At 75.7% G+C, this 15929-nt stretch carries 14 protein-coding genes; 4 read left to right on the top strand and 10 right to left on the bottom strand.

Annotation, left to right across the window (positions count from 1 at the left end; all coding sequences use genetic code 11):
• Positions 1-110: 110 nt before the first annotated feature.
• A complete protein-coding gene (locus tag QC029_RS24090; RefSeq protein WP_279557888.1) occupies positions 111-1352 on the top strand; it encodes an MFS transporter in 1242 nt (413 codons plus the stop codon).
• A gap of 71 nt (positions 1353-1423) precedes the next feature.
• On the opposite strand, the gene QC029_RS24085 is transcribed toward QC029_RS24090, so the two are convergent.
• Both QC029_RS24085 and QC029_RS24080 read right to left on the bottom strand, forming a co-directional pair.
• A complete protein-coding gene (locus QC029_RS24085) occupies positions 1424-2140 on the bottom strand; it encodes a PIG-L deacetylase family protein (protein ID WP_279557887.1) in 717 nt (238 codons plus the stop codon).
• Positions 2141-2221: 81 nt separating this feature from the next.
• Positions 2222-2686 (bottom strand): type II toxin-antitoxin system PemK/MazF family toxin, encoded by a 465-nt coding sequence (locus QC029_RS24080; protein WP_279557869.1) that lies wholly within the window; start codon positions 2684-2686, stop codon positions 2222-2224.
• Positions 2687-2795: 109 nt separating this feature from the next.
• Here QC029_RS24080 and QC029_RS24075 point away from each other — a divergent pair, with 109 nt between their 5' ends.
• Positions 2796-3473: an AIM24 family protein gene (locus tag QC029_RS24075; protein WP_279557868.1), complete on the top strand. Its 678-nt coding sequence runs from the start codon at positions 2796-2798 to the stop codon at positions 3471-3473.
• Positions 3474-4065: 592 nt separating this feature from the next.
• On the opposite strand, the gene QC029_RS24070 is transcribed toward QC029_RS24075, so the two are convergent.
• The 8 genes from QC029_RS24070 to rpsA all read right to left on the bottom strand — a co-directional run bounded on the left by QC029_RS24070 (position 4066) and on the right by rpsA (position 11982).
• Positions 4066-4512, bottom strand: coding sequence for a hypothetical protein (locus tag QC029_RS24070; RefSeq protein WP_279557867.1), 447 nt, complete (start codon positions 4510-4512; stop codon positions 4066-4068).
• 199 nt (positions 4513-4711) lie between these two features.
• Positions 4712-5956 (bottom strand): peptidoglycan DD-metalloendopeptidase family protein, encoded by a 1245-nt coding sequence (locus QC029_RS24065; protein ID WP_279557866.1) that lies wholly within the window; start codon positions 5954-5956, stop codon positions 4712-4714.
• A 235-nt stretch (positions 5957-6191) separates the two neighbouring features.
• Positions 6192-6956, bottom strand: a complete 765-nt coding sequence (locus tag QC029_RS24060; protein WP_279557865.1) for an HNH endonuclease family protein — start codon at positions 6954-6956, stop codon at positions 6192-6194.
• A gap of 626 nt (positions 6957-7582) precedes the next feature.
• Positions 7583-7828: a hypothetical protein gene (locus tag QC029_RS24055; RefSeq protein WP_279557864.1), complete on the bottom strand. Its 246-nt coding sequence runs from the start codon at positions 7826-7828 to the stop codon at positions 7583-7585.
• A 41-nt stretch (positions 7829-7869) separates the two neighbouring features.
• Positions 7870-8241, bottom strand: coding sequence for a tetratricopeptide repeat protein (locus QC029_RS24050; protein ID WP_279557863.1), 372 nt, complete (start codon positions 8239-8241; stop codon positions 7870-7872).
• Positions 8242-8493: 252 nt separating this feature from the next.
• Positions 8494-9099, bottom strand: coding sequence for a dephospho-CoA kinase (gene coaE / locus QC029_RS24045; protein WP_279557862.1), 606 nt, complete (start codon positions 9097-9099; stop codon positions 8494-8496).
• Positions 9100-9219: 120 nt separating this feature from the next.
• Complete coding sequence (locus QC029_RS24040) at positions 9220-10191, bottom strand: PAC2 family protein (RefSeq protein ID WP_279557861.1); 972 nt, start codon at positions 10189-10191, stop codon at positions 9220-9222.
• Positions 10192-10473: 282 nt separating this feature from the next.
• On the bottom strand, positions 10474-11982 hold the full coding sequence (gene rpsA / locus QC029_RS24035) for a 30S ribosomal protein S1 (RefSeq protein WP_279557860.1): 1509 nt from the start codon (positions 11980-11982) through the stop codon (positions 10474-10476).
• Between the two features lie 391 nt (positions 11983-12373).
• On the opposite strand from rpsA, the gene QC029_RS24030 reads away from it, so the two are divergent.
• Positions 12374-13189: a class I SAM-dependent methyltransferase gene (locus tag QC029_RS24030; protein WP_279557859.1), complete on the top strand. Its 816-nt coding sequence runs from the start codon at positions 12374-12376 to the stop codon at positions 13187-13189.
• A gap of 50 nt (positions 13190-13239) precedes the next feature.
• Positions 13240-15873: an ATP-dependent helicase HrpB gene (gene hrpB / locus QC029_RS24025; protein ID WP_279557858.1), complete on the top strand. Its 2634-nt coding sequence runs from the start codon at positions 13240-13242 to the stop codon at positions 15871-15873.
• Positions 15874-15929: the final 56 nt, after the last annotated feature.

Raw genomic sequence — 15929 nt, 5'->3', positions numbered from 1 at the left:
CCCGGCCGCCCCCGGCTGGCAGACTGCCGCTCGTGACGGACACCTCCCAAACCGCCGACGCGGCTGACAGCCCCCCGGGCGCCACCGCCGGGGCGCCCCGCGAGGACGGCCTGGCCGCGCTGCGCCGCCGTACCGCCGCCGTGCTCGTGGCCAGCCAGATCCTGGGCGGGCTGGGGGTGGCCACGGGCATCGCGCTGGCCGCCGTGCTGGCCGAGCAGGTCAGCGGCTCCGAGGGGCTCGCCGGCCTGGCGGCGACGTCGTCGGTCCTGGGCACGGCCGTGCTGTCCCTGCCGTTCGCCGCCCTGACGGCCGCTCGCGGCCGACGCGCCGGTCTCGCCCTGGGCTACCTGGTCGGCGCCGCGGGCGGCGGTGCGGTGGTCCTCGCCGCCGTCCTCGGCAGCTTCCCCCTGCTCCTGCTGGGCATGGCGGCCTTCGGCGCGGGCTCCTCCGCCAACCTCCAGGCCCGCTTCGCCGCCGCCGACCTCGTCGAGCCCGCCCACCGCGGCCGGGCCATCTCCACGGTGGTGTGGGCCACGACCGTCGGCGCGGTCCTCGGCCCGAACATCGCGGCCCCGGCCGGACGCAGCGTCGCGGGGCTGGGCGTTCCCGAGGCGGCGGGCCCGTTCCTGTGGGGCGCGGGCGTCTTCCTGGTGGCCGCCGCGCTGGTGTTCGCCCTGCTGCGCCCGGACCCCCTGCTCACCGCCCGTGCCCTGGCCGCCGCCGACCGGGACGCCCCGGCGTCCGCGGAGAGCCGTTCGCTGCGCGCCGGGCTCGCCGCCGTGGCCGCCTCGCCGCGCGCCCGGCTGGCCCTGGTCGCCGTCGCGGGCTCCCACACCACCATGGTCTCGATCATGGTGATGACCCCGGTCGACCTCGACCACCACGGCGCCGGCATCGAACTGATCGGCCTGGTGATCAGCGGCCACATCACGGGCATGTACGCCTTCTCCCCGCTGATGGGCTGGCTGTGCGACCGCGTCGGCCGGGTCTCCGTCATCCTCGCCGGCACCGCGCTGCTGGCGTGCGCGGCGCTGACGGCCGGTACGGCGGACGGCCACCACGTCCAGAGCGCGGTGGGCCTGTTCCTCCTCGGCCTGGGCTGGTCGGCGGGGCTGGTGGGCGGCTCCACCCTGCTCACCGACTCGGTTCCGCAGGACGCCCGCGCGGCCGTCCAGGGGCTGTCCGACCTGTCCATGAACGCGTCGGCGGGCGCGGGCGGCGCGCTCGCCGGCCTGGTCGTCGCGCAGGCGGGCTACGGCTGGCTCAACGCGATGGGCGCGGCCCTGATCCTGCCGGTCGCCGCGCTCGCCCTGCTCGTCCGCCTCCGCCGCCCGGCCGCGGACGGCCGGTGACGCGTACGGGCCCGGCCACCCCGGCCGCGGACGCGTCCGGGACGGGGCGGGACGGGGCGGCGTCCCGCCCGTCACCCCCGCGGGTACACCTGGAAGGCCACGGCCCGCCGGCCGCCGGTGCGCTCGGCGAGCATGTCCATCATGCCGGTGATGAACTCCCGGGCGTACTCGGCGGGTTCCTTGTCGCTGAGCGCCCCGATGTACGCGCGGTGCTCGGCGAGCGAGGCGACGGCCCGGTCCACGTCCTCCTCCGTCACCTCCACGGCGTGCGTCGGCTCCGACGATCCGGCGACCGCCACCCAGCGCACCCCGTCCCAGGGCTCCAGCCCCTCCCCGGCCAGGTCGGTGAAGATCCAGCGGTTTCCGGCGTCCCCCGCCGCGTCCAGCGCGGCGCGGCCGACGGCCCGGTGGTCGGGGGTGTTCCAGTTGACGCCGCCCCAGGTCTCGTGGTGGTTGAGGGTGACGACCAGTTCGGGCCGGTGGCGGCGGATCGCGGCGGCCAGGTCGCGGCGCAGGGCGACGCCCTCCTCGATCACCCCGTCCCGGTGGTCCAGGAACTCCACGGTGTCCACCCCGACCACGGCGGCGCTCGCCCGCTGCTCCGCCTCCCGCACGCGCGCCGCCCGCTCCGGCTCCATGGTGTCGATCCCGGCCTCGCCGCGCGTCACCAGCAGGTACGCGACCTCCCGTCCGGCGGCGGTCCACCGCGCGACGGCGGCGGCGGCCCCGTACTCCAGGTCGTCCGGGTGCGCGACGATCGCGAGCGCGCGGCTCCAGTCCTCGGGCATGGGGCTGAGCTGACCGTCCACGGTGGCCTCCTCGGCGGCAGGGCTGTGCGTCGGTGCGTACCGGGCCAGTATGCGAGCGGATCAGCGCCAGCCGTACCGCCGCTGGAGGCTGTGCACGACCCGGTCGAACCTCGCCCGGTCCAGCGCGCACGCCTCGCGCCGCATCCCCTCCGGGTGGACGCGCAGCACCCGGTCCAGGTCCACCCACGAGTCCCGCCCGGAGCGGTCCCACGGGCCGGACCCGAGCGGCACCCAGTCGTGCTCGCCCTCCCGCCGCCGGCTGGAGAGCTGTACGGCCAGCAGGGTGCCGGCCGCCTCGCGCGCCACGACCAGGACGGGCCGGTCCTTGCCCCGTCCGTCCATCTCCTCGTACGGCACCCAGGTCCAGACGATCTCGCCGGGGTCGGGATCGCCGTCCGGGGCGGGCGCGTAGGCCGTCCGTACCGCGCCCACCTCGTCCGCCCGCGCCTGTGTGGTCGCGGTGGCCCCCCACCTCCCCGGGGCCTCCCGGAGTCCGCCGGCCGTCCGCGTCTCGTCCGTCGCCATGGGCACACGCTAGCGGCACCGCCCGGCGCCCGGGCGGCCCGGGACCGGCGCCCGGCGTTCCGCGCGCGGCGTCTTGGCCGGGCGCCGGAGCGGGGGGAGCATACGGCTCATGCGCAGTGATCTCTTCGCCTCCGAGAACATGGTCCGGCCGGCCACCGCCCCCGGCATGTCCCTGCAGAACGCCAAGTCGATCCGGTACGTGGTGGACGGCGAGTGCTACGCCCGGCAGGGCGCGATGGTCGCCTTCCGCGGCGACCTGAGCTTCGAGAGGAAGGGCCAGGGGGTGGGGAACTTCCTCAAGCGCTCCGTCACCGGCGAGGGGCTCGCCCTGATGTCCGTCCGGGGCCGGGGCGAGGCCTGGTTCGCCCACGACGCCGCCAACTGCTTCATCGTCGACATCGACCCCGGCGACAGCCTCACCGTCAACGGGCGCAACGTGCTGTGCTTCGACGCGACCCTCAGCTACGACATAAGGGTCGTCAAGGGCGCGGGCATGGTGGGCGGCGGCCTGTTCAACAGCCTCTTCACCGGCCACGGCAGGCTGGGCGTGATCTGCGAGGGCTCCCCCATCGTCATCCCCGTCTCACCGGGCGGCCCGGTCTTCGTGGACACCGACGCGGTCGTCGGCTGGAGCGCGCAGCTCGCCACCTCCCTGCACCGGTCGCAGAGCTTCGGCTCGATGATCCGCGGCGGTTCCGGCGAGGCGGTGCAGCTCAGGCTGGACGGCGAGGGCTTCGTGATCGTCCGCCCGAGCGAGTCGCGTCCGGCCGGCCAGGCGTCCGGCTGAGGCGCGGCCCTCCGGACAGGGCCCGTGCCCCGTGCCGGCCGCCGCCGGTCGCTCACGGCCCGCCGCTCCCCGGGCCGCCGGCGCGGCAGCCGCGGCCGGCGCGCGGGACGCACCGGACTCCCCCACGGGCCGGAACGGCCGCGCACGTGCTCGGGCGCCCGGCGGATGTGCCGGTACTCACACGGCCTGCCCGGAAACGGGCCGGGGCCGATACGGTGTGGGCGTGTTGTCTTCCCCCCGCTTTCCGTCCCAATCCCCGCCCAGGCTCTGCTGCTTCAACGAATCGCTCCACCGGCGTCCGGTCCGGGCGCGGTGCCGTCCGTCGCCGGGAAGAGGGCACGCCGGACGACCGGCGGCCAGGGCCGGGACGGGCTCCGGGCGGACCGTCGTCTGCCGGCGGCTGTGCGGCCACCTGCCGCCCCCGCCCCCGCCCGTGTCCCACTGAGAACGCCCGCCCTCCCGCGCACCGCGTGCGTACGGCCGCGCGCCGCGCGGGAGGGGTAGGGGGCCGGGCGCACCGCTTCCGCGGCGGGGTGTCCGGCCCGCCGCCCCGCGGAAGCGGTGCGGAGCGCGTCCCTTCGGAAGGCCGCCCTCAGGAGTACGGGCAGTGCTTGACGTCGTCGAGGTACAGGCAGCCGCCCTCTCCCAGCCGCCATGCGTAGGCCTTCGGTTCTCCCCCCTCGGGGAGCGTCAGGAGCGTGCCGTTCTTGACCTCGTACCGGCCCGCGGCCCTGCTCGCCCCGACCTCCTGGGTGAAGAAGCCGTCCTCGTAGAAGCTGAAGACGGTCGGGTCGAAGTTGAAGGAGCTGTCCGTGCTCCAGCTCCCCACCAGCTCCGAGGGGATGCGCTGCCCGCCTCCGGCGCCGGTCTCCCCCCGGGCACCGCCGCCCGGTCCCTCGGTGCCGTCCGTCTGGCCGCAGCCGCCCAGCAGCAGCACACCGGCCGCCACCAGCGCGGTCACAACCGCTCGCCGTGTCGTGCTCACGACCCCCGCCTCCAGTCCGTTCGGTTCGGCGACGCACAGTACCGCCGCCGTCACTGCGGCAATGGTGGTGTGCGGGGATACCGCTGTCCTTCCGGGGAAATCCCGTCAGTTCGTCCCTTCGCCGGGGCATCGATGGCGTACGCCGTCTACGACCGCGGTGAGGCGCTCGCACCCCGCCGGTGCGCCGGCGCCGCGGGGTGACGGGCGGGTGACAGGGCGGCGTGCGGCGGCGGTGCGGGCGGCGGCGGGCGCCTCAGCACCAGCCGTTGATCGGGCCGTTGACGCCCGTCCACACGTAGGCGTCGCTGATCCAGGTGCCGTCGCTCAGCCGGTTCCACAGGCTCGTGGTGCCGTAGCGGCCGGTGTGCGAGGTGCCGTTGGCGGAGCAGGAGACGGTCACCGTGGCCCCGTCCGCCGCCGAGCCCCTCACCGCGTGACCGGTGCCGGGCCCGGAGCGCTTGTTGACGGAGGTGCCCCCGTTGGCGTCGACCACGGCCTGGTCGAGGCCCAGCGCGCCGTGGTTGTACAGGGTGCCCCCGGCGCCGACCTGCCGGCTGCCGTGCATCGCCGATCCCTGGTAGGCGGCGCCGCCGTTGTAGATCACCCACTTGCCCAGGTTGTGGCCCGCGATCCCGATGTAGGAGCCGTTCTGGATCAGGCCGAAGTGGACGTGGCGGCCGTAGGCGGCGCCGCCGCAGGTGACGTCCGTGCCCGTGTAGCCGAGGAAGGCGCCGGCGTTCACCCAGCCGCCGTTGGTGCTGATGTTGCTCCACAGGTGGTAGTAGTCCGTGGCGTAGCCGCGGTCGTGGACGACCCGTACCCAGCCCCGGCACATGGTGTAGGCCGTGCCCTGCCGGGCCGCGCGGACCACCTCGTCGCCCCCGGCGAAGTCCAGCGAGCTCCACGGCGCCGCGCTGCCGCTCCAGCCGTGGGGGCCGCTGGTCATGACGGTGTTGGCGCCGACGGTCGTCGGCAGCGCCATGCCGGTGCGGTAGTCGCCGGCGCCGTACGCGACGACCTCGTCCCCGCCGTCCGGGCCGCCCGGTGCGGGGGCGTCCTGCCGCGGGCCGCCGAGCCGGGCGAACAGGGGCTTCTCCGCCGCCCTGACCAGCGGGGAGCGCCGGGACAGTTCGGCGAACCGGTCCTCGCCCTCGAGGGCGACCCGCCACTGCCCGCTCTCCCGCTCGGCGAGGAACAGCCAGCCGCGGGGCATCCGCTCCGAGCCCGGCTCGGTGGCCAGCACGGCCGTGCCGAAGGCCCAGCCGTTCGCGCCGCGGGTGATGTTGACGCGCGTAGCGTCGTGCGCCGCGGCGGCCCCGATCTCGGCGCGCCCGCGTTCCAGCAGGCGTTCGGCCACGGCGTCCGACGGATCGGCGCCCCGCCGCTCACCGGTGGCGGCTCCCGCCGGGGCGGCCAGGGACAGCGCCCCCGCCAGCGTCAGCAGAGCGGTGGTGACGGCGGCGGCCCGGCGGGTCACCGGTCTTCTCCAGCCGAACATGCGGTCCTCCTCGGCAGCCGGAGGCACCGCCCGTGACGACACCCCCGATTTGAATGGACATCGTCAAAGTAGGGGCCGGGGGCTCCCCTGCCAAGTACGCCTCCGGCGCCCCCGGGCGCGGAGGGCCGGCGGCCCGGCTCCCTGCCCGCCCGGACGGTCCGTGCTGACGGACGGTCCGTGCCGCCGGACGGGGCGCGCGGACCCGGCCGGCGGGTCCGCGGACTCCGCGCCCGGCTCAGCCCCCGCACTGCCGCAGCATCACCCGCTTGTCCGCCGCCGTCACCGGCATCCCGTACTCCAGGGCGACCTGCGCGAAGCGCACCGCGTAGGCGCAGCGGATCCGCTTGCTGGGGGGCAGCCAGGCCGCGGGGCCGGAGTCGCCCTTGGCGCTGTTGGCCGAACCGTCCACGGGCAGCAGGTTGAGGGGGTCGTTGGCGAACCGCTCGCGCTTGTCCTCCGGCCAGCGGGAGGCGCCCATCTGCCAGGCGTACGACAGCGGCACCACATGGTCTATCTGCACCTCAGCGGCGTCCCGCTTCTTCCAGGCGATCTCCTCGCCCGTGTACGGGTCGGCCAGCGTCATGGAGACGACCACGCAGTCGGACCCGGAGCGGAAGCGCAGCCGCCGGCCGTCGCGGGCGAGGAGGTCGTTGCGCGTGTCGCAGCCGTTGCGCGCCAGCGGCACGCCGTCGGCGGTGTCCATCCAGGCGTATCCGAACTCGTCCCGGTCGTAACCGGTCCTGGGTCCGCGCCCCTTGGTCACGACCTCCTCGATGATCCCGCGCGCCTTCTCCCGGTCCGCCCCGGAGGAGACGGGAGCCAGCCCGGGACCGGTCCCCTCCTCGTTCTCCAGCGGGCTGACGGCCCGTCCGCCGGACGCGGCGGGCTCCGGACCGGTCGGCGGATCCCCGGTCTCGGCGGCTTCGCAGCCCGCCAGGAGCAGGGCGGCGGTCAGCGCGAGGGCGGCGGCGGGAACCGGGCGGGAGTCTCGGAGTGTCACGGGCGGTCCAGGGGGTCGGGGTCGGGGCGGGTCCACCGTCCATCGTTCCCCGGCGCCCCGCGCGAAATCCGATTGCCCTCCCCGGGCGGGCGGAGGACGGTGGGGGCTGTCGAATCGATCATTCCCACGGGGGTGCGTGTCATGACCAGTCACTTCGGAGCCATCGGTCTCGAGATCGGCGACCGGGAGGAGTACGGCGAGCTGCTGCGGCGACTGTACGGCCTCGGGCGGGCGGAACCCGTCGGCGGGGGCGCGGTGCGGGTGGTGTGGACCGGCGAGGGCGGTGCGCGCGTCGAACTGGAGATCGACGCGGAGGGGGCGCTGGCGTACGTCCTGCCCGCCCTGGTGCCGCGGGGCGCGCCGGTCCCGGTGCGCGGCGTCGCCCTGGCGCCGGACGGGACCGCGCACGTGGAACTGCTGGACGGCGAGGGCGGGGAGATGCTGTGCCCGCTGCCGGTGGAGCTGACCGACCGCGTGGAGCTGCGCGCGCTGGGCCGCGGGAGGGACGGCGCGCCCACCGAGGGCCGCCTGCGGCTGAGCGCGCTCGCCGAGCGGATCGACCTGTACCCGGATCAGGAGGCGTACGACGCGGCGCAGGAGGAGCGCGAGCCGAAGTTCGCGCCGGACTACCTCATCCCCGCCGGGCTGTTCCGCCCCGACGACGCCGGCCGGGAGTGGGCGCCGACGGCGCACGCGCTGTTCGCGGGGTGCGTGGTGGCCGCCGAGCGCACCGAGAGCGAGATCAGCGGCGAGGTCTTCCACCGCCTGCGGGTGCGCACGATCGGCGGGATCGAGGTGGACGTCGCCGCCGCCGGAGCCCAGCTCCCGCACGACCCGGTGCCCGGCCAGTGGGTGGACGGGGCGTTCTTCATGACCGGCTCGTACGGTCGGCGTCCCCGGCGGGCGGGCCGCGTCAGGCGGCGCGGTCGCCGAAGCGGGCGGCCTCCCAGAAGTCCGGCCGGGGATCCAGCGCCGCCGCCAGGCGGAAGTGGCGCAGCGCCTCGTCGTCGCGGCCCGCGCGCTCCAGGGTGCGGCCGAGCGCGAAGTGCGCGAAGGAGTTGTCCGGCTCGCGCTCCAGGACGACCTGGAACTCCTCCTCGGCGGCGCGCAGCTGGGCGCTGAGGAAGAAGGCGCGGGCGCGCAGCAGGCGGACGGAGGTCTTCTCCGGAAAGGTCTCGACCACGGACTCCAGGAGCTTCAGCGCCCCCCTGGGGTCACGGGCGGCCAGCAGCTGCTCCGCCGCGCGGTACTGGATGACATGGGTCTCGGGCGTGGCCTCGTGCACGTCGACGCCTCCTCGACCGGGATCGGCCGCGTCACGCGGACGCGGGACCACGGGTCCTCGGGTACGAATGGTGGTTCCGGGGGCGTCACGGGACGTCTGCGGGACGTCACGGACGTCGTGGTGTACCGCCACGGCAACGCGCCGTCGCGCGGGCGTATTCCCTCGCGCCCTGGTGCGGGGGAGTCTTCCCGGCGCGGACACCGGTCAAGCACGCGCGGTCCGCCGCGGGCGCCGGGGTCCGCCGCCGGCGGTTCAGGCGCGTCCGTCGGCGCGTTCGCGCAACCGCCGCCAGACCTCGGCGACCTGGGGCTCCAGCTTCTCCAGGGGGCCGTCGTTGTCGATCACGACGTCCGCGACCGCCAGCCGCTGCTCGCGCGTCGCCTGGGCGGCCATCCTGCCGCGGGCCTCCTCCTCGGCCATGCCGCGCAGCCGCACCAGGCGGTCGAGCCGGGTCTCGGCGGAGGCGTCGACGACGACCACCACGTCGTAGAGGGGGGCCAGGCCGTTCTCGGCCAGCAGCGGTACGTCGTGGACGACGACCGCGTCGTCGCCCGCCGCCTGCTGGAGTTCGGCGGAGCGCGCCCCGACCAGCGGGTGGACGATCGCGTTGAGGGCCTTCAGCCTCTCCGGGTCGCCGAAGACGATGGAGCCGAGCCGGGCCCGGTCCAGGGAGCCGTCCGGCGCGAGGACCTCCCGGCCGAACTTGGCGACCACCGCGGCCAGCCCCTCGGTGCCGGGCTCCACGACCTCGCGGGCGATCCTGTCGGCGTCGACGATCACGGCGCCGTACCCGCCCAGCAGCCGCGAGACCTCGCTCTTGCCCGCGCCGATTCCGCCCGTCAGCCCCACGGAGAGCATGGCCGCGCCTCCACACGTCCGGTACCCGCGCCCCGCGCCGTACGGCGGGGCCGCGCGCCGCGCGCGGGGTCGCCCGCCGCGGCTGCCGTCACCCTACCCAAGCGCGGCGGGCGGGGCGGGTCAGGGGCGGGGGCCGCCGGTGTCCCCGGCGCCGTCCCCGCCCTCGCGCTCGGCGAGGAAGCGTTCGAAGACCTCGCCCAGCTCGTCGGCGGAGGGCAGTTCGGTGGGCTCGGCGACCAGGCTGCCGCGGGTCTCGGCCCCGGCCATGGCGTCGTACTGCTGCTCCAGTCCCCGGACGACCGCGACCAGTTCGCCGTCGCCCTCCGCGAGCTGCCGCTCGATCTCGTCCTGTACGCGGTGCGCGTCCGTGCGCAGCGCGTGGGTGACCTCCGGCAGCACCAGGCCGGTGGCCGCGGTGATCGTCTCCACGACGGTCAGGGCGGCCTCGGGGTAGGTGGAGCGGGCCACGTAGTGCGGGACGTGCGCGGCGAAGCCCAGCACGTCGTGACCGGCCCCGGCCAGCCGCAGCTCCAGCAGCGCGGCGGCGCTGCCGGGCACCTGGGCCTCGTCGAAGGGGGTCTGCCGCACGGGGGTGAGGTCCAGGCGGTTGCCGTGCGGGGTCAGGCCGACGGGGCGGGTGTGCGGGACGCCCATGGGGATGCCGTGGAAACCGACGGACAGCCTCACCCCCAGCCGCTCGACGATCTCGCGCACGGCTGCCGTGAACCGCTCCCACTCCACGTCCGGTTCGGGGCCGGACAGCAGCAGGAAGGGGGCGCCGGTGGCGTCCCGCAGCAGCCTCAGCTCCAGCCGGGGGGTGTCGTAGGACGCCCAGTGGTCGCGCCGGAAGGTCATCACCGGGCGGCGGGCGCGGTAGTCGATGAGGCGGTCCGCGTCGAAGCGGGCGACGGTCGTGTGCGGCTGACGGTCCAGCAGCCGCTCGACGATCTGGCCGCCGGTCTCGCCGGCGTCGATGAAGCCCTCGAAGTGGTAGAGCATGACGGGCCCGGCGCCGCCCGGCTCGCCGACGGCCGCCTCGGCCTCCTCGAGGCCGGACGGATCCCATGCGTACAAACCCTGTGGGTCCAGCACTGCTACCGCTCCTCCGTGTCGCTTCCGTCTGTCGGCAACGTCCGTCGCCGTGCACGCATTCCCGTGGTCGGGTGAGGGGTCGGGTGACCGGAAGACCTCCGTGATCACGCATGGTGCCACGTCCGGCGCCGCGCCGGGCACCGGGGGCGGCCCCCTCGGCCTTCCCCGGGGGGCCGGGGAACGCCGCAGGGCCCCCTCCCCGGACGGGGAGGGGGCCCTGCGTCTGCGCGCTACCGCGGGTCACCGTGTGCCGGCCGGAGCGGCCGGCAGGTCACCGACGGGTCAGCTCTGGCCGCCCGCGAGCTTCTCGCGGAGGGCCGCCAGGGCCTCGTCCGACGCCAGGGCGCCGGAGTTGTCGCTCGACTCCGAGGAGTACGAGCCGCCGCCGCCACCGGCGCCGCCGCCCTGCTGGCCGCCGCCCGCACCGGCACCCTCGGCCTCGGCCTGGGCGTCCGCCTCGCGGGACTTGAGGACCTGCGCCTGGTGCTGCTCGAAGCGCTGCTGCGCCTCGGCGTACTGGCGCTCCCACTCCTCGCGCTGCTTCTCGTAGCCCGGCAGCCAGTCGTTGGCCTCCGGGTCGAAGCCCTCGGGGTAGATGTAGTTGCCCTGGTCGTCGTAGGACGCGGCCATGCCGTACAGGGTCGGGTCGAACTCGACCGCCATCGGGTCGGCGCCGAAGGACTCGTTGGCCTGCTTCAGCGAGAGGCTGATGCGGCGGCGCTCCAGGTCGATGTCGATGACCTTGACGAAGATCTCGTCGTTGACCTGGACGACCTGCTCCGGGATCTCCACGTGGCGCTCGGCCAGCTCGGAGATGTGGACCAGGCCCTCGATGCCCTCGTCGACGCGGACGAACGCACCGAACGGCACCAGCTTGGTGACCTTGCCGGGCACGACCTGGCCGATCTGGTGGGTCCGGGCGAACTGCTGCCACGGGTCTTCCTGGGTCGCCTTGAGCGACAGGGAGACGCGCTCGCGGTCCATGTCGACGTCCAGGACCTCGACCGTGACCTCCTGGCCGACCTCGACGACCTCGGAGGGGTGGTCGATGTGCTTCCAGGACAGCTCGGAGACGTGGACCAGACCGTCCACGCCGCCCAGGTCCACGAAGGCGCCGAAGTTGACGATCGAGGAGACGACGCCGGACCGCACCTGGCCCTTCTGGAGGGTGGTGAGGAAGGTCTGGCGGACCTCGGACTGGGTCTGCTCCAGCCAGGCGCGGCGGGAGAGGACCACGTTGTTGCGGTTCTTGTCCAGCTCGATGATCTTGGCCTCGAGCTCCTTGCCGACGTACGGCTGGAGGTCGCGGACACGACGCATCTCGACCAGGGAGGCCGGAAGGAAGCCGCGGAGGCCGATGTCGAGGATGAGACCACCCTTGACGACCTCGATGACGGTACCGGTGACGATGCCGTCCTCTTCCTTGATCTTCTCGATGGTGCCCCAGGCACGCTCGTACTGGGCGCGCTTCTTCGAGAGGATCAGGCGGCCCTCCTTGTCCTCCTTCTGGAGGACCAGGGCCTCGATCTCGTCACCGACGGCGACGACCTCGTTCGGGTCGACGTCGTGCTTGATCGACAGCTCTCGGGAAGGGATGACGCCTTCGGTCTTGTAACCGATGTCGAGCAGGACCTCGTCCCGGTCGACCTTCACGATGACGCCGTCGACGATGTCGCCGTCGTTGAAGTACTTGATCGTCTCGTCGATCGCGGCGAGGAAGGCTTCCTCGGAACCGATGTCGTTAACCGCAACCTGCGGGGTGGTCACGGTGGTCTCGGTGCTGCTCGTCATGTGGAAAAGGGCTCCGGTACGGACATTGAAGTCGTAGGTACTGCTACGCCGAGAGCCCGTATCGCACTGCCGAAGCCGGACAGCCTGAGAGGTGCTTCACCGAAGATCTCCGAGGAAACCACGAGCACCTCGACAACCGAGGGGACATACAACAGATGCGAGCGCGACCTGCTCCGTCCGAGGCGCGCAGGCCCGCAGCGCAACTTGTAGCATACGGGGGCGGCCGGGCAGGGTCAATGCACGAACAAGGACACACGGGACTTGAATCCCATATCCGGCACAAGTCGCCGGAGTCACGTCCCGTCCTCCCCCTCCGCCGGGGCTCTCCCGGGGGTCCCTCCCCGTTTCCTCCGGCCGCGCGCCGGAACCGAAGGCTACGACGACGGGCAGCATGAACCAAGAGAGCGAACCAGAGGTCGCCCGCCGCGACGCGGACGGCACGGAGAGCAGCCGCGCCAGCCGCGGCTGGTGGGACCGGAACGCCGACGACTACCAGCGCGAGCACGGCGGCTTCCTCGGCGACGACCGCTTCGTGTGGGGCCCGGAGGGCCTGGACGAGGAGCGGGCCGGCCTGCTGGGCCCGGCGGAGGGGCTGGCCGGCCGCTCGGTGCTGGAGGTCGGCGCGGGGGCGGCGCAGTGCTCGCGCTGGCTGGCGGCGCGGGGGGCGCGCCCGGTGGCCCTGGACATCTCGCACCGGCAGCTCCAGCACGCGCTGCGCATCGGCGGCGGTTCCTCCCCGGCGTTCCCCCTGGTCCAGGCCGACGCCGGGGCGCTGCCCTTCGCCGACGGCTCCTTCGACCTGGCCTGCTCCGCGTACGGGGCGCTGCCCTTCGTCGCCGATCCGGTGCGGGTGCTGCGCGAGGTGCACCGCGTCCTGCGGCCGGGCGGTCGCTGGGTGTTCTCGGTGACGCACCCGATCCGCTGGGCCTTCCCCGACGAGCCGGGACCGGAGGGGCTGACGGTGGCCGCCTCCTACTTCGACCGCACGCCGTACGTGGAGCAGGACGAGCGGGGGCGCGCCGTCTACGTCGAGCACCACCGCACCCTCGGCGACCGCGTGCGCGACCTCGTCGCCGCGGGGTTCCGCCTGGTGGACCTGGTGGAGCCGGAGTGGCCCGGGTGGAACCGGCAGGAGTGGGGCGGCTGGTCGCCGCTGCGCGGCCGGCTGATCCCGGGCACGGCGATCTTCGTCTGCGAGCGCGACTGACGCGGCCGGCACGGCCCGGAGGCCCTCCGGGTCGCTGCGAGGATGGGGGCATGGCCCTGCGGACCGACGTCCTCCACCAGCTCCCCGTACGCTCCGCCCTGCCCGCTCTGGCCGACGCGCTGGAGAGGCGCGGGGCGGCCGTGCTGTGCGCCCCGCCGGGCACGGGCAAGACCACCCTGGTCCCGCTGGCCCTGGCCGGGCTGGTCGGGCCGGCAGGCGAGGACGGCGGGACCGGCGGGGCCCCCGTGCGGCGCGTGGTGGTCGCCGAGCCGCGCCGCATCGCGGCGCGGGCCGCGGCGCGGCGGATGGCCTGGCTGCTGGGCGAGGACGTGGGCGGGCGGGTCGGTTTCACCGTGCGCGGGGAGCGCGCGGTCGGCCCCGGGTGCGCGGTGGAGGTGGTGACCACCGGGGTGCTGCTCCAGCGGCTCCAGCGCGACGCGGAGCTGGCCGGGGTGGACGCGGTGGTGCTGGACGAGTGCCACGAGCGCCATCTGGACGCGGACACCGCCGCCGCCTTCCTGCTGGACGTGCGCGCCGCGCTGCGGCCGGAGCTGCGGCTGGTCGCCGCCTCGGCCACCACCGACGCCGGGGCCTGGGCCCGGCTGCTGGACGCGCCCGTGGTGGAGGCGCCCGGAGCGGCCCATCCGGTGCGGGTGGTGTGGGCGCCGCCCCCCGGCCCCCGGTCGGTGCGTCCCGCCCACGGGACGCGGGTGGACCCGGCCCTGCTGGAGCACGTCGCGGACGTGGTGCGCCGGGCCCTGCGGGAGGAGGACGGCGACGTGCTGTGCTTCCTGCCCGGGGTCGGGGAGATCGCGCGGGTGGCCGCACTGCTGGACGGCGGGGCGGGCGCGGGCGCCGAGGTGCTCCAGGTACACGGGCGGGCCCCGGCGGCCGTCCAGGACGCGGTGCTGGCCGGTGGCGGCGGACGGCGCAGGGTGGTGCTGGCGACGTCGGTCGCCGAGTCCAGCCTGACCGTGCCCGGGGTGCGGGTGGTGGTGGACGCGGGACTGGCCCGCGAGCCGCGCACCGACCACGCCCGGGGCCTGAGCGCGCTGACGACCGTACGGGCCTCGAAGGCGTCGGCCCGGCAGCGCGCCGGACGGGCCGGACGCGAGGCGCCGGGAGTGGTGTACCGCTGCTGGCCCGAGGCCGGGCACGAGCGGCTGCCGCGCTTCCCCTCCCCCGAGATCGCCGTCGCGGACCTCACCGCCTTCGCGCTGCGCGCGGCCTGCTGGGGCGATCCGGAGGCGCGCGGGCTGTCGCTGCCCGACCCGCCGCCCGAGGGGGCGATGGCCGCGGCCCGCAAGGTGCTGCGCGCGATCGGCGCCGTGGACGGCGCCGGGCGGGCGACCGGGCGCGGGGAGGCGATGGCCGCGCTCGGCCTGCACCCCCGGCTGGCGCGGGCCCTGCTGGACGGAGCGCCCCTGGTGGGCGCGCGGCGGGCGGCGGAGGTCGTGGCGCTGCTGAGCGAGGAGCCGCCCCGGGAGTACGGCGACGAGGTGGCGGCGGTGTGGCGCGCCGCGCGCCGGGGCGGGGACGCCTACGCCGCCCGCTGGCGCCGGGAGGCGCGCCGTCTGGAGGGCGCGCTGTCCGGGAGCCTCCCCGGCGGCCTTCGCGGGCGGAAGGGCCCCGCGGACGCGTCCGGAGCGTCCGGCGGTGTGCCCGGTGCGTCCGGTGTGTCCGACGAGGCGGCCGCCGGCCTGGTGGTGGCGCTGGCCTTCCCCGAGCGGGTGGCGCGCTCGCGCGGTGAGCGCGCGTATCTGATGGTCTCCGGCACCCGGGCCGAGCTCGCCCCCGGCTCCGGGCTGCGCGACGCCCCCTGGCTGGCGGTCGCCGTCGCGGACCGGCCGGTGGGGGCGGCCTCCGCGCGGGTGCGGCTGGCCGCGGTGACCGACGAGGACACGGTGCGGGAGGCGGCGGGGGCGCTGTACGCGGACGCCGAGGAGGTCCTGTGGTCGGCCGAGCGGCGCGACGTCGTGGCCCGGCGCGTGGAGCGGCTGGGCGCCGTCGAGCTGTCCTCCCGCCCGATCCGGGACCCCGATCCCGCAGCGGTGCGGGCGGCCCTGCTGGAGGGGCTGCGGCGCGAGGGCGTGGGGCTGCTGCGCTGGACGCGGGAGGCGGTGTCGCTGCGGCAGCGGCTGGCCTTCCTCCACCGGGAGCTGGGCGGGCCGTGGCCGGACGTGTCCGACGAGGCGCTGCTGGCGCGGGCGGACGAGTGGCTGGGCGGGCTGCCGGGGCCGGCCCGGCAGCGGGCCGACCTGGAGCGCGCGGACGCTGGGCGGCTGCTGAGCGCCCTGCTGCCGTGGGCGACCGGGGAGGCCGCCCGGCTGGAGGAGCTGGCGCCGGAGCGGATCGAGGTGCCCTCCGGCTCGCGGATACGGGTGGACTACGGCGGGGAGCGACCGGTGCTGGCGGTCAAGCTCCAGGAGCTGTTCGGGTGGCAGGAGGCGCCCCGGCTGGCGGGCGGCCGGGTGCCGCTGCTGGTGCACCTGCTGTCGCCCGCGGGGCGTCCGGCCGCCGTGACCGCGGACCTGGCGTCGTTCTGGCGCGAGGGCTACCGCTCGGTGCGGGCGGAGCTGCGCGGCCGCTACCCCAGGCATCCCTGGCCCGAGGACCCGGCGACCGCGGAGCCGACCGGGCGTACGTCCGCCGCGGCGCGCGGGGCGTCCGGACGGGGGCGCTGACGCTCCTCCCCGGCAGGCGGTCCCGGCGGACCCGGACCCGGCGGGTACGCCGGGTC

It is taken from the genome of Streptomyces sp. DH37, from assembly GCF_029813835.1.
GTDB lineage: Bacteria > Actinomycetota > Actinomycetes > Streptomycetales > Streptomycetaceae > Streptomyces.
This window is presented reverse-complemented; position numbering and strand designations above follow the sequence as displayed.

Bases quoted from the DNA above. Each gene is read 5' to 3' on its own strand.
- hrpB (WP_279557858.1), top strand. From the start codon at position 13,240: ATGGCCCTGCGGACCGACGTCCTCCACCAGCTCCCCGTACGCTCCGCC.
- QC029_RS24065 (WP_279557866.1), bottom strand. From the start codon at position 5,956: ATGTTCGGCTGGAGAAGACCGGTGACCCGCCGGGCCGCCGCCGTCACC.
- QC029_RS24030 (WP_279557859.1), top strand. From the start codon at position 12,374: ATGAACCAAGAGAGCGAACCAGAGGTCGCCCGCCGCGACGCGGACGGC.
- QC029_RS24075 (WP_279557868.1), top strand. From the start codon at position 2,796: ATGCGCAGTGATCTCTTCGCCTCCGAGAACATGGTCCGGCCGGCCACC.
- QC029_RS24085 (WP_279557887.1), bottom strand. From the start codon at position 2,140: ATGCCCGAGGACTGGAGCCGCGCGCTCGCGATCGTCGCGCACCCGGAC.
- QC029_RS24080 (WP_279557869.1), bottom strand. From the start codon at position 2,686: ATGGCGACGGACGAGACGCGGACGGCCGGCGGACTCCGGGAGGCCCCG.
- QC029_RS24055 (WP_279557864.1), bottom strand. From the start codon at position 7,828: ATGAAGAACGCCCCGTCCACCCACTGGCCGGGCACCGGGTCGTGCGGG.
- rpsA (WP_279557860.1), bottom strand. From the start codon at position 11,982: ATGACGAGCAGCACCGAGACCACCGTGACCACCCCGCAGGTTGCGGTT.
- coaE (WP_279557862.1), bottom strand. From the start codon at position 9,099: ATGCTCTCCGTGGGGCTGACGGGCGGAATCGGCGCGGGCAAGAGCGAG.